Consider the following 13,422-nt stretch of genomic DNA (forward strand, 5'->3'; position numbering starts at 1 on the left):
TATCCAGGTAACTTAATTTCCTAAACAAAATTTGTAATTCACCAAATGCCCCCTCATCCGATAAAAATAAACTTTTTAATCTTCCCTTTTCCTATCTCCCATTGATATGAGTATTTAGTCGAGCAGGATTATGAAAAAACCATGTGATCATATTCCGTGATAATTTCATTAAGGTATCAACTATTAGCAAGAAACAACACAATTTTTGAGGAAACTATGGATAATGTACTTAAATACGGAGATACCGTGACAATATTAAACAGCTATAAGAACTGGAGCGGTGGATATCTCAGTGTATTTGGCAATGGTAATAAACCCGGTACGAAATATAGCGTGGTAACAGTAGATTCATCTTTAGCTATTCATGGTGGAATATGGAGAATTGAATCAGCCACGGAAAAACTAGTCGGTAGTGAGGTAATTAATAATGATATTATCTTACTCTATAACCTATACAGGGCGGGATCTCACATTTTCTATATGGTTATTGTGGATAAAAACAACCCTCTACTAGCTCAATAAATGTTCATGCCAGATATCAAAACCTATCAATAAAATCGTATTGAATGTGAGAAATTATCAATATCTGCGAAATGTATAATTTTTACGCAAAGTAGAATCCCGCCCTGATAACCTATATTACTGTGATGGCGGTTACTTACAGTATTATGACGTGGTTGATCAATATGAACAATCAAAGGAAATACATCATGTATACACCTCAGATATACGTAAAAAATCAACCCTAGAATGGATTATTTATTGTGAAACCACACCACTCAATGGGAATATCAGAGAAGGCGAAGGTATCTCTCTCTATAATCGGTGGGGAAATAAAGGTTTCCTTGATACTCATAACCATGCCGGAGGCTCAGGTTCGTTATATCGAGTATTTATGTCCAATAATACTGCCCGTAAAAGCCAGACCGGCTTGTGGAAAATGGCAAAAGTGAGCAATCCTTGTCCTCCTGCTGATATATTTACCAATACCGTGTCACTGTGGAGATAAGATACAATAGCAATAAGTCTCTTATTAGTGAATAATGAAGCTGGCAAGAATAGTTTTTCTATGTCTTAGCCAGCAAATATACATAGAGGATACTATTTCACTGAACGACCAAAATCATCAATAAATTGGCAGGTAAATAATAAGCTCCTACACGATAAAGTCATATACCCGTCATCTTTCAAGTTGCCTCTTTGTTGGCTGCACTCACTCACCCCAGTCACATAGTTATCTATGCTCCCGGGGATTCGCTCCCTTGCCGTCTCGATGCATCTTGAAATCCATTGGGTATATACCCGTCATCCCAATCGTCAATCGTATCAAAAAAAGCGGGTTTACTATGGTGTTTAATCACACAATAATAAAAAGCCTCTAAAACGTAGAGGCTAAACAGAAATAAATATAAAACAGAAAACTTACAAAAAATCATTTTAATTTATTTATATGGATGCTTTGATATCCATTATCTGTTGGGTATATAAAAACATCATTATTAGTGGTTGGAAGGCTAAATGAAGCAAAAAATGCCTCATATGATATTGATGTAAATGGAGAACTCTTCCAGATATCTCTGTTTTTATTATCATATAAAACAATAAAATATTTATCTCCCATAATGACATACCTCCACATTGAATATGGAGATATTGGCAACTTCTTATATACCACTGCGGTATATTGACCATCTTCATCCCTCTCCTCAAAATACTTATTCCAATTACCGAAGAACAATGTTGATGGAAATAATATCCACATTATAAAAATAATGATAAAAAATAAAACCAACCATGTCTTTCTAAAAAAGAATTTACATTTATTTTTCATAGGTTAATAATTTTATGTTGTGGTAACGGGTTCATCCATAAAACATCGGAATAAACAATGAAATCACCGCCTTCATTATATTTTTTCTGCCATTTCCTAAAGCTATCATTAATTACAGGAACATATCCATTGTATTTAACCCATAAGGCCATCCAGCTTCCAGTCGCATAAAGAGCTGCATAATCTACCGAACTCACCTTGTCTAAAATACCGTTTTTACTCCAGATTCCTAAAGGTTCTGTAGCACCAACAAAATCATAGGTATCTTTTAAATATATCCCAATTTGTTCGGTGACAAAAACATCTTTACCGTTTAATTTATCCACATAACCTTTAACAGCCACCTTCATATTGGAATTACCCATAGCACCATACCAATCGTCAATCGTATCAAATTTAGAACCAAATCTTCTAGAATTAACCACTGAAAAAGTATCTATTTCTCGTATATCCTTTTCATACCCTAACTCTTTATTTACGCCTTCTTTTTTTAATTGTATTTTTAATTGTTCTATGCCCGCACTACTAGCCCAACCATTAATTAATACAGACATCACGTCTTTAGGTTGTTTATATTTCATTGCCCATTCCATTTTGATGATAGAATCATTAATTCTTTCATCTGGTATATCTATTGCCTTGCCTCTAACATACTTTGTCTTTACTTCTTCTGTAAATGTATAGGCGGGTTTTGTATTAAACCAATGGCGCATTAATTTTGGTGCCATCTCCCATCCCATTTTTTCCATTGCATCAGGGATTTGGTTTAAATAAAAAATATCCATTTCAATTTCTGTCTTTTCGCCACCTTTAACTGTTTTAGTTTTTAAAATCGACATAATTAAATCCCTATTTTTGTTTGAAATAAATATTTAACTTCAAGGTTTTCTTCTTTTTTGGTATCAAACTGTTTTGTCATTCCTGATATTTGGCATATTCCTTCAATCAGTCCCTTTTCCGTTTCCACACCATATGCAATATCTTGGCAGGCATCCCCTTGATGTTTCAGTATGAACTTATGGCTAAATAGAGCAGCGACAGCTTCTTCAACCAGCGGTTTAATATTCAAGAACCCGGACAAAAGCGGTTTTCCTTCTTCACGCCCGGCTAATTGTGTAATGCTGTAGCCCGAAGTTCCTGCCGCAATATGCTGACATGAGATAGATTTATAATCGAGCATGACCACTTCATGAGGTATTGCGCCGTTATCATTGATGGAATGGGGATAATTATAGGAAATATTGACAATCGTTGCGCCTGTTAGCTTGATTTCATAAAAGAATTCTAGTTGCCCCATTGGGCTTGTCCGATAGTGCATAAAGCGCGCTTCCAGCAACTCGTTTCCGTCAATTGCCATTGCTAAGAGTGGCGAGGATTTATCAATGAGCTTGGTAAAGCTGACAGGGTGATGATGCGCGTTCTGGTTACGGCTCACTGAGTGGCTAACACTCAGTACCTGTATTTCATCTTCCCGGCCTGCTTGATAGCGGTTTCCTATTGATTCAGGCGTTGAGCACCCGGCTGAAATTAAACTTTGTTTCTTTCCTTTAAGTGACAAGTAAATAATATGCGACATCTTGTTTCCTGTGATCTGATTTCCGATAAATATCGAATAAATGAAGCAGAATACAACAGAAGTATTTATATATTCTAGCCTGAGTGAAAGTTCAGTAATAAAGTTGTGATTAATATCTATTCTTATGCAAAATCATAAAATTACATTATTTAAATTTTAGTCAGTACCAAAAGATAACTATCAGATTGAGTGCGGTCTTTGCTTTCTCTGGCTTATCTGATTTCATTTACCTGCCAGCCCCTATAAATCTTTTTCGCCCTCTCAGTTATGCACCCTCTGCACAATCCGCTGAAAGCCTTTCTACATCTGGGTTTGTCGTAATTAATATGATATTCATTGACTGTATCCTCTATTCACCCCTTTTTTATCCTAATGAAGAGAATGTATAGTTGATGTTGCGCCGTAAAACCCCGAACTTCAGAAGGTGTCAAATGCAGGTTTCTTTAAGAAACCTGCATAACCGCAGAATAAACATAATAAAACATCAACCTCAATTCTTTTTCTTAGTAAGAATTGGGACAGGAGCAGGAGTAGGCACAGAACTATCACAATTATAATGTTCTCCTGTCAGCCCCATTTTCTTACAGGCTGTCGACAAAACATCATGAGGTGTTGCCCAATCCTCTTCCCAGTCACTGCCGTCATAACGTTCCTTTTTAAATAAATCCCACATAATGAGGCCCGATTTACCGTATTTGATCGTACCGTCTAATATGTTATTAAGCTCAGTCTTACTGAGAGGTAAATTGCCAGTTGCTGGCCTACCCACTTCAAATCCAACCGTGATAGGCGGCAAAACCGATAATTTTTGCGGTTGAATTGAAGCTAAAGCGTAATTACGCGCCCCTTTGAGCTTAACGTGAGGAATAGCAACTTCATTACCTGATTTAAGCCAGTTAATATATTGGCTATAGTAATACTTTACCTGACCAGGTAGATCACAAGGAATATGAGAATCCCTACCACAATCTGTTTCACTCAAATCATAGGTCATCACACCGATGTAACTGAATCGGTTGACAAGATTAGGGTAAGTCAGCGCAGTATTATAAATCAAACCATAGAGATTTCCTCCCCACCAAGCACCACCATAAATACTAGAATATATCGCAACTGTTCCCCAATTAGCGGACATATTCGGGATTCCTCCCGTTGCGGGGCCGGCAGTACTTAGTTTAAGTGATGGCTTAACCACGCTAATTGAATTGTAAAAAGATTTTAAAATAGCAGCGAATTTATCCACGGTTTCAGGCATTGCTCGGGGAATTCTTTCTGCACCGGGAACAAGATTCATTGATGCATCATACACATAATTACCAATCCCCTTCCTCATTAAAGCCGATGTGGTCAGATTTTCACTATTATTAGAGGGAACATTGATTGAGTCAGGCGTTAATTTCCAGCTTTTCGCGTTAATATCCGCATGCCAGAATTCCTCATAATCAACATCAATCCCCACGACGCCCAAATCGGCAGCCAAATTAACAATATTTCTGTATGCATTATCTGCTGCTTTACCCGTAATTGGGCTGTCAAATCGGGAGATTTTAGTCAGGGGATTGGGGAAAATATCATAGACTGCTCCGGGTTCATTACCACAAGCGTCTTTTTTATCCGCAGTAATGTCATAAATTTTCGGATGACAGCTGAAATTCCATCCCCCTACAGCAATATAGGTATTGACTCCATGAGATTTTAAATCAGCAATAATACCCTTTAATCTGACAAAATCTGATGCAGCATTTTTAGCTGATTTTGCACTGATTATTTGTCCTGGGGTACAGGTATAGCCAAACAATCCCGTACATTTCAGGCTATTTTTCTTATAATTAATAAGACTGGGCTGTACAAAAGATAATACCAACGTATTAAAGTTACTCTTATTCTTAGCAATATCACTACTTAATTTTTTAAAATTATCAAGGCTAGCATAATATTCTTGAGTACCCATTTGTGCAGTAGGCCCACTCAAATAATATGCAGAAATTTCAGGATTGGAAGCAATCGTATTTTCTGAAATTAGAGATAATAATATTGCACTTGCTAATAAACATCTATTTACCTTGTATTTAGACATACTTTCATCTCCACTCGGTTAACATTATTTTCCTGACGACAGCAACAGTTGTTATGACAATTCATTGCCTTTTATCACGGACGGTAATGACTTTTCCCTAATAGAGCGTTTACGTTCAATGCGTTCAATGCGTTACTATAGACTGTGATGTAATTACTGCCATATTGCATTGGTTATTCCAACATACCAGTTTTATAATAGTTCAATTTTCACCATTTACCACAAATTCAGTAGGAATTATTTATAAAACATCACTGATATAAGATAGATTCAACCTTCTAATAAATAATTTCATGAATGCCTGATCATGGGTGACATCACTGGAAATAACTGCTTATGACTGCGCTATTGAAGATACCTTCATTAATCAGAAAGAATTCAATAAAAGATAAAAATTCAACGATTATTCAACCAAACATTAAAATATAATGTCTTAAATTTGCAGAATTAATGATCACAACCGTATACTCGGTTGTGCATTAGAAATAAATCTGGAATATCGAGCAGCTTATCAGTCGCTTAAGATGTATATCCAGCAAGTGAAACAAAGTTAAAAATAGGACAATCATCATGACACGTTTAGGCTTATCTGTAACTGTATTATCACTGTTATTTTCTGGCGCGGTATTAGCTGCTCCCGCCACATCGATGACTCAAACCTCGGATGCCAATACTAAAGCGCATATGGAGAAAAAAGCAGACCAACATGAAAAGAAACCAGGCAAAGCTACACCAAAACATTCTCATAATAACACAATGACAAAAAAGACACAGAAGACTCATTAAGTGATTTGATCGCGTAATCACCCTAATCTAGGGGGGAAAATCCCCCCCTCAACCTATTAAAGTGAAAAGCTTAACAAGCGCCTTCTGTATCGTCATCACCATAATATTTAACACCAATCCTGATAATATCCCGCCCCTGAGACTTACGGTGCTTATTGCTGTCACGCAATGAATAGATACAACCACAATATTCTTGCTGATAAAATCTTTCCCGTTTACTGATTTCAATCATCCGAGCCGATCCACCTTGCTTACGCCAGTTATAATCCCAGTATTCAACCCCCGGATATTGGCTTGCAGCACGTTTTCCGCAATCATTTATTTGCTGCATATTTTTCCAACGAGAAATCCCCAGAGAACTTGAAATCATGCTGAAATTATTTTCATAGGCATACAAAGCTGTACGCTCAAAACGCATGTCAAAACACATAGTGCAACGAACACCTCTTTCTGGCTCCCACTCCATGCCTTTAGCGCGGTCGAACCAGTTGTCGCTATCATAATCTGCGTCAACAAATGGCACATTGTGTAGTTCGGCAAAGCGGATATTTTCTTCTTTACGAATTAAATATTCCCGTTTGGGATGAATATTGGGGTTATAGAAAAAGACGGTGTAATCAATTCCAGAGGCATGCAACGCTTCCATTACTTCGCCAGAGCAAGGAGCACAACAAGAGTGCAATAATAGCCGTTCCGCATTATCCGGCAACGTTAAAACAGGGCGAACAAAGTTTTTCATTAAGCAGGCTCCATAATAATTATAAGAATCAATTATAGGATATAGTTATTTTTAGCGAAAGCCGCCGTAAGCCTCCGACCAATATTGACGCGGAAATAAGGCGAAAAGGCCAAAGGGTTTTACGATGTCGTTGGAATACAAAACCAAAGAATCTATAAGAGAAAGCTCCACAGTTTTGTTAAAAAAAATCATCCTGAATGGCAAGATCAATAGTCACCGCATAACGGCTAAAAGGCGTCTGGGTTTCGCTATCTTCCAGAATTAACGTATAGCTATGTCGGCGGTCAAACCGCTTACCCGTCAGTTTCAACGTAACATCTCGCACACGCTGATCCATACCATGATTATCACTATCAAAATTCACCGTCTCTTTGGCTGAGACGACGTGGTTTTCTGAATCAACAATATAGATAGTGAGCTGGCGTGCACGATATTGTTCGTTAACCGGCTCAGTCTGAATAAAACTTACCTTGTCAATATTACTGACTAATTTAATATTTTGGCTTTTCGCCACAACACCCACTAGTCGCTGTTGTCGCCTTTCCACTTGCGCTTTTTGCCAGGTTTTCACCTGTAATATGGGTACACAAACCTCTTGCAGCATTGTTCCGCCATGAACAAAACGTGCTCCACCAGTAAAATGAAAACGCTGTATACCTTTAGGCAACAAGAATTCGCTGTCATCACTACTGCCTGCCGTATCAGACAATCTACCATGCCAGCAAAACGCATCATCTGGCAGCTGATGGCCGATGATAAAGCGCTTTTTTGCCTCTATAGTGCTTTCAGGCTTGATCTGAAGTTTAGTTTTATCTGTTTCAGATAGTGGTTGTTGCTGGAATAAGAAACCATGATCGGCGGTAATATAAACACGGGTAGCATTCAAACGATTAATTATCCGAGCAACTAAATCTTTCAACTCAATGATCGCTTTTCGGCAAGCTTCAAAGGTTTTTTCTTCTGTCGCCCCTTTATCACCAATCGCGTCAATGGTGTCATGCCAGATATAAACTATTTCTGCATGACGTACTTTGTCGCGGCCTTCACTATTATTCCAATTAAACAATTCGTTAGCACTGACCGCCATGCCGTTAACTTTGCGTAAAATTACATCACGATTAGCAATGCCCTGTGTAGACTGCCCATCGGCATAAACAACACCTGAGTTATCGGGCAAATAACTCAGCGCCTTGTGTGGTAATAGTGCCGCCATGCCTAATTGAGTATAACTTGGCAGCACACTTGTTTGAGAACGTAACTCGGTGCTAAAACGTTTTTCGCGATTAATCAAACTAGCCAATTCTTGAGCGACTTCATAACGTAGAGCATCAGAGATGATCACAAACACGCGTTTGACCTGAGAGGTACTCAACTCACGCTTCACAACGTCGCGATAGAAGTTCCGCTGTAATAGTATCCCGCTGAATTCCCAGCTATGGATTCTTTGCTCACTATCCAGTAGTTGGTTCCATTCACGACTCAACTCAGCCAAATACCAATTGGTATAAAGTGCCTCAATATGTTCGTCAAGGTCTCGCAGAATATCCGCCCCTTTGCTATGAACTAACATTGCTTGCTCATTAAAGAGGCGATAGGCTTGATCAAAGCGATAAATCTCCGTGGTATAAGCTTTCCACAGAGATGAAGAATCAGGATATTTAAAACCATCAATATGGAGATTACGTAAATTCAGCAAACGTTCCGCATGTCGCAGAGCTTGATAAATCGCATGATATTCTGGCCGAGTCTGACACCAATGGGCTGCCAGACGCTGTGACAGCAAATTTTTAAACATCACGCGATCCAATGTGGTGTTCTCTTCCAGCAACTGTGTAACCAACGCCTTAATAATACATTGTTCGATAGCTTCAAAGGTTTCACACTCTTGCAGAGCATAGGGTGAGCTGTGACGATAATGCGCCATCAGTTCAAATTTTCCGGCTAGCTGATCCGCAACAAAATCATAATCTTCACTAAAACGGCGATCAGCGCGCCAGCCAACCATAAACGCCAAAGCCGAAGCCTTGCCCGCTGCCGTGGGCAATACCTTATTACTGAGCCAATCTCGATGCGCTTTGTCACCTTGTAACCAAAGATCGGTACAAAACAATTTAAGGATAAAATCATCCAGCAATGGCTTTTCACTCTGGTAGCTCATTTCTTGTTCCAGCAACCACCAAAGTACCGGAGCTAATTTCAAATGCCCCATCACCGCTAACGTGTTTTCAAGCGCACTATCTTCTGCATCTTTATGTTGGCGGGCATATTGCTGCAACAGGCTAAAGAGAATTTCTTTCGTTTCGAATGACTTAGCCCCGACGACTACCGCTAGCATTTTTTTATCCAACGAGTCTTCAGATTCGTCTTCCGTGATCCAGCTTTTTAACGTCTGAGTACGAGTATTCACTGAGAAGAAATCCTGACGACGTTGAATATATTCGCGTAGTCCTGATTGAGTGATCTTCAAATCACTAAGGATCATTGCTGCATGATCAGCATGGAACTCACTGCTGTAGAGACGAATGTCCAGCAACCAATCTAATTCACGCGCGGGACGCTCATAAGCAAAATACAGTAAGAACTTTTGTTCTGGTTGATCAAGTTCGATCCGTTTTTTAGTTGCCAGTAGTGAGGCACCTCGCATATTCAGCACAGAGATACCGTCCAGCTCAAGCTTAGGCAGTACTTCACTAAAATGTTGCTTTGGGTCGTACCAAAACACGATACGGTGATGGGTAAAGTGGTCCATGAGCCTGCGAACTAAATCTACGTGTTGCATTACGCTACCTCCGGTGGATTACCGGTGATCACTTTCACATCCGCCAGCAAGTCACCAAACTTGCCATAATTAATCTTAACGCCATCATCCAGATCAAGTGTCATTCTCATATCAGCATAGTGGCGCAGACGATCGTCAAAACTGCGCAGCTCATTAAATTTTCTGGTAAGACCTTCCTGCCTTTTCTTCAAAAGATTGGTTTCAGCAGCAGATGATGCGCTCTTACGCTGGTCTTGCAGGAGATCAATATTACTTTGATAGCGCACCAACAACGGCACAACGTATTCAGTACGCATACGCGCCAGCGTGGAATCATTATATCGATGCAGGTATACCAAACATTCAAATGCCTTCTCTTTACCGGAGCTGAATAACCAATAAATCGGGCGTTTTTTGTAAGTTTTGAGGTGATCTTTCCAGAACTGGATAGAAAGATAACGACGGATGGTATCCAGTGAAGATTCACCGCGTTTCTCTTTGAGAACGTACAAACACAGGCTTTTAGCGATAAAATCGAGGTTTTCTTGTAGATGCTCCTCGCCCCAAACTTTACGGACAAACTCACGCACCCGTACAGTGACATCACCATCAAACCAGTCGGAAGCCATCAGTGGCAGAATACCATCGTTATCTGCCGGGAAAGTTTTATAGGCGCCTTGTGTGACTAATTCAGCAAAACCTTGGCTACCAGCACCAGCGTAAACTAAACCTTCTCGATCGAGGGAATAGCGACCCATCATGCAGCCGATGATATAGCTGATAAGCTCGGCTAAGGTGTCGGATTGGAAACGATTTTCCAGTTCTTGCTCTGTTGATTCGTTACCGTAACGATAATGTGGATTACATGTTAATGTTATTTCATTTAAAGAGATATCAACGCAGATATCTTGCTCTAATGAATTATTTTTCACAATGACAGAGTTATTTTCAAACTCAAGACCTTTCATTATCTCTATATTATTTGCAAAGTTAGTTCTCATTTTTTTATATGCTGATAGCAGCATCCTTTCACTATTTCCCACCATGGGATTTTGTTTAAAATCCCAGGAAATCTCATAGTTATCCCAATCCTCTTTAGCAATTTTAATTAATTTAGATGAATTTTCAGCAATAACATCAACCCAATTTCCTTGAAGACAAGGCAGTTTAGCAATATGTCCGCTTAGAAAATCCAATGTAGGTGCAATAAATTCTAATAATACTATTGCGAGCTTTGAATTTAATAACCCAGCAAAGAAGTACAGTGTTCTCTTATCGTTTTCTTTTGGAAAAAAGCTCGGGCCAGTCGAGTCAAAAATAAAACCATCTGCAAAATACCTAAAAGCTGTACTTGCACTAGACACTCTAGTCCATGAAATCCCTTCCCGAAAATAATTATGGACATTTCTTAAAGTAGACCCTTCGAATTTTTTTAATTTTTCACCATTATTTCCCCAATCAATAACAAATTCATTATTACCATACCACTTCCTATACGATCCACCTTTTTGACAAGGGACCCAATCTCTATTTAAATGATTAATCTCTGTCCACATCTTAAGAAATCGATCATTATTTCCTGTACTTAGCCCTGTACTTATATCCGCATAGTGTTCCATAGGTAAGTTATTTTTAAAAAGATTCATTAATCCCGTAGAGATCCAATACGCAATCGGTATTCCTGGGATTTGTCTGAAACTATCCTGTTTAACTTTATCAAAACGGTTTTTCTTTTCTATTAAAAGACTTTTTTTCTCTTCCTCACCTCCTTCAATCAAACGGAAAAATACCGGCAGATAACCATCAATATGATATTTACTCATTATCCAAGCCGTAGTCTGAACCACCTCTCCCGAAATCTGCCCAAATGCACGAGAGCCTAGATGTGCCATAGTGACAAAAATCTTAGTATCCAGCAGCCACTCACGTAGTGTCTCGTAGCTAGATAGAAACATCCACGACTGCATATTCACTTGAGCATTAAAACCATTCACCTTCAATAAACTAAATGCATGCTGCATAAACATTGCAAACAAATCTGACTTACTGTCAGGGAACTGTTTCCTAGCAAATTCTCTTAGATCACCGTTCATTCCCTTCTTACCCATATACGGCGGATTCGCTACCACCACATCATAGCGCTGCGCCAGCAACCATGCCTGATGGATAAAAGGAATCAGGATATGCGCCGCTTCTTTCTGATGAGTATCACCACTCGCTTCCAATTCAATGAGCTGTCGTAATAACGCTTTCAACGCTTCCTCATCCTGCTGCGGAACCTGAATCAATGAACCAAAGGTTTTTGCCTGCGTAAATAACGCTAACGTCCTTTCCAGCAATTGGTATTCATCAGCACTTTGGCTATTAGTGCTGATATTGCTCTGAGCAAACATATCAAAAGTACTACCGGGACAGCTTTGTTGATGCAAGTTAATCCCCTGCCACAAAGCTGGAATATTTAGCTGGGAGCTTTCCTGCAACGACAATACATTCAGGCGAATATCACGGGTAAAGATGCGGCGATCGTCTTGACGCGCCATCATTAACAACACAAAGCCTGAAAGCTGAACAGCACGATCATCGATATCCAGACCAAAAATATTATTTTCCAGAATTAACTGCGGAATTTCACGGCTGCGATATCCACGCTCCTCATATATTCGTTTCAGCACATTGTAGGCTTCGATTAAGATGTGACCAGAACCACACGCAGGATCAAGTACTTTAATACTCTCAGGTTCAATGCTATTTGGTGTCATTGTCGCTAATTGCACCTGTACTTCGGCAATCTGCTCCGCAGGTTCAATATAGTATGGCATGCACTCCTTAAGCGGAGAGTCAGGATAGGTTTGTAGCCATTGGCGACCTACGGAGTTTTGCACCAGATACTGCACGATCCAATTAGGGGTAAACAACTGAGTCGCGGCAGGAATATCTTCGCTCTTCACAACTTTACCGATAACCTGCTCCTTTCTTTCAGAAATGTAAAACTGATATAACCAGCCGATAATCTCTACCTGCTTCCAGTCCTCTTCAGGAATACTGTCCACCAGCCCGCGTAGGATCGAGTCAGTACGCGTCAAATTATCTGGCAGCAAAAGCTCAGTTTCATCATTGAGCGAGTCAAACAGGAACGGCATAGCTTTATGCAGGAAATGACACTGCCCTAACAACAGCTTGCGATACAACGCTTCATCCTGATCGCCCGCCAGTTTCATTTCTACCAGCCGCTGAGGATTGCTTAACTCCAGGCTTCCAACGACCTCTGGAACATGCGCTAACACCTCAAAACCAATAGGATCTGTAGGATGAGATAGCACACGGAAGCCATGATCCAGATATCCATGTAGCTCCATGTAACGAATAGCGCACAGGCGATTAAACCAAGTGTAGGCGACATGCTCAACTAACTGGGTATAACCCTGTACATGCGCACGCTCAACCAATCGATTACGACGCACCAATACCGTTTTAGGGTATTCATAGCGACCAAAACGAACCCGATCGCCTATTTCAGTCACATCAGCAATCTGCAAGTCACTGTTTTTATCAACACTAATCCCTAACGAGATGAGCTTTTGGGTAATGGCATGACAGAACTGAATTCGTGCCAGAGGAGCGTATTTTTTGATATTGGAAGTATTCATGGGCAATC

The 13,422-nt window shown here is 39.7% G+C and carries 10 protein-coding genes; 3 read left to right on the forward strand and 7 right to left on the reverse strand.

The features are described 5' to 3' along the window. The first annotated feature begins 216 nt into the window (after window positions 1–216). Window positions 217–522 (forward strand): hypothetical protein, encoded by a 306-nt coding sequence (locus tag AM629_RS11225; protein ID WP_235525457.1) that lies wholly within the window; start codon window positions 217–219, stop codon window positions 520–522. A gap of 151 nt (window positions 523–673) precedes the next feature. Further along, window positions 674–1,009, forward strand: coding sequence for a hypothetical protein (locus AM629_RS11230; protein WP_235525458.1), 336 nt, complete (start codon window positions 674–676; stop codon window positions 1,007–1,009). A gap of 423 nt (window positions 1,010–1,432) precedes the next feature. On the opposite strand, the gene AM629_RS24605 is transcribed toward AM629_RS11230, so the two are convergent. From AM629_RS24605 to AM629_RS11255, 4 genes are all read right to left on the reverse strand, one after another. Continuing rightward, the gene (locus AM629_RS24605; protein WP_268794968.1) at window positions 1,433–1,831 is read right to left on the reverse strand and encodes a DUF6201 family protein; all 399 of its coding nucleotides are present in this window, start codon (window positions 1,829–1,831) and stop codon (window positions 1,433–1,435) included. Continuing rightward, the gene (locus tag AM629_RS11245; RefSeq protein ID WP_054478981.1) at window positions 1,828–2,670 is read right to left on the reverse strand and encodes a DUF6402 family protein; all 843 of its coding nucleotides are present in this window, start codon (window positions 2,668–2,670) and stop codon (window positions 1,828–1,830) included. The genes AM629_RS24605 and AM629_RS11245 overlap by 4 nt, the downstream gene beginning before the upstream one ends. A gap of 2 nt (window positions 2,671–2,672) precedes the next feature. Beyond that, window positions 2,673–3,407, reverse strand: a complete 735-nt coding sequence (locus AM629_RS11250; protein ID WP_054478983.1) for an Hcp family type VI secretion system effector — start codon at window positions 3,405–3,407, stop codon at window positions 2,673–2,675. Between the two features lie 490 nt (window positions 3,408–3,897). Next, window positions 3,898–5,484, reverse strand: coding sequence for a hypothetical protein (locus tag AM629_RS11255; RefSeq protein WP_054478985.1), 1,587 nt, complete (start codon window positions 5,482–5,484; stop codon window positions 3,898–3,900). Between the two features lie 570 nt (window positions 5,485–6,054). Between AM629_RS11255 and AM629_RS11260 the strand changes: the two genes are divergently transcribed. Then, window positions 6,055–6,270: a hypothetical protein gene (locus AM629_RS11260; protein WP_054478987.1), complete on the forward strand. Its 216-nt coding sequence runs from the start codon at window positions 6,055–6,057 to the stop codon at window positions 6,268–6,270. Window positions 6,271–6,340: 70 nt separating this feature from the next. Here AM629_RS11260 and AM629_RS11265 read toward each other — a convergent pair whose 3' ends face one another. The 3 genes from AM629_RS11265 to pglX all read right to left on the reverse strand — a co-directional run bounded on the left by AM629_RS11265 (window position 6,341) and on the right by pglX (window position 13,414). Continuing rightward, window positions 6,341–7,009 (reverse strand): epoxyqueuosine reductase QueH, encoded by a 669-nt coding sequence (locus AM629_RS11265; RefSeq protein WP_054478988.1) that lies wholly within the window; start codon window positions 7,007–7,009, stop codon window positions 6,341–6,343. 178 nt (window positions 7,010–7,187) lie between these two features. Beyond that, window positions 7,188–9,788, reverse strand: a complete 2,601-nt coding sequence (gene pglZ / locus AM629_RS11270; protein ID WP_054478990.1) for a BREX-1 system phosphatase PglZ type A — start codon at window positions 9,786–9,788, stop codon at window positions 7,188–7,190. Beyond that, window positions 9,788–13,414 (reverse strand): BREX-1 system adenine-specific DNA-methyltransferase PglX, encoded by a 3,627-nt coding sequence (pglX, locus tag AM629_RS11275; protein ID WP_054478992.1) that lies wholly within the window; start codon window positions 13,412–13,414, stop codon window positions 9,788–9,790. Before pglX ends, pglZ begins: the two co-directional genes overlap by 1 nt. Window positions 13,415–13,422: the final 8 nt, after the last annotated feature.

It is taken from the genome of Photorhabdus heterorhabditis (assembly GCF_001280945.1).
GTDB lineage: Bacteria > Pseudomonadota > Gammaproteobacteria > Enterobacterales > Enterobacteriaceae > Photorhabdus > Photorhabdus heterorhabditis.

What these genes read in the sequence shown, in the direction of transcription:
- AM629_RS11225 (WP_235525457.1), top strand. Translation starts at nt 217, where the DNA reads ATGGATAATGTACTTAAATACGGAGATACCGTGACAATATTAAACAGC.
- AM629_RS24605 (WP_268794968.1), bottom strand. Translation starts at nt 1,831, where the DNA reads ATGAAAAATAAATGTAAATTCTTTTTTAGAAAGACATGGTTGGTTTTA.
- AM629_RS11245 (WP_054478981.1), bottom strand. Translation starts at nt 2,670, where the DNA reads ATGTCGATTTTAAAAACTAAAACAGTTAAAGGTGGCGAAAAGACAGAA.
- AM629_RS11250 (WP_054478983.1), bottom strand. Translation starts at nt 3,407, where the DNA reads ATGTCGCATATTATTTACTTGTCACTTAAAGGAAAGAAACAAAGTTTA.
- AM629_RS11255 (WP_054478985.1), bottom strand. Translation starts at nt 5,484, where the DNA reads ATGTCTAAATACAAGGTAAATAGATGTTTATTAGCAAGTGCAATATTA.
- AM629_RS11260 (WP_054478987.1), top strand. Translation starts at nt 6,055, where the DNA reads ATGACACGTTTAGGCTTATCTGTAACTGTATTATCACTGTTATTTTCT.
- AM629_RS11265 (WP_054478988.1), bottom strand. Translation starts at nt 7,009, where the DNA reads ATGAAAAACTTTGTTCGCCCTGTTTTAACGTTGCCGGATAATGCGGAA.
- pglZ (WP_054478990.1), bottom strand. Translation starts at nt 9,788, where the DNA reads ATGCAACACGTAGATTTAGTTCGCAGGCTCATGGACCACTTTACCCAT.
- pglX (WP_054478992.1), bottom strand. Translation starts at nt 13,414, where the DNA reads ATGAATACTTCCAATATCAAAAAATACGCTCCTCTGGCACGAATTCAG.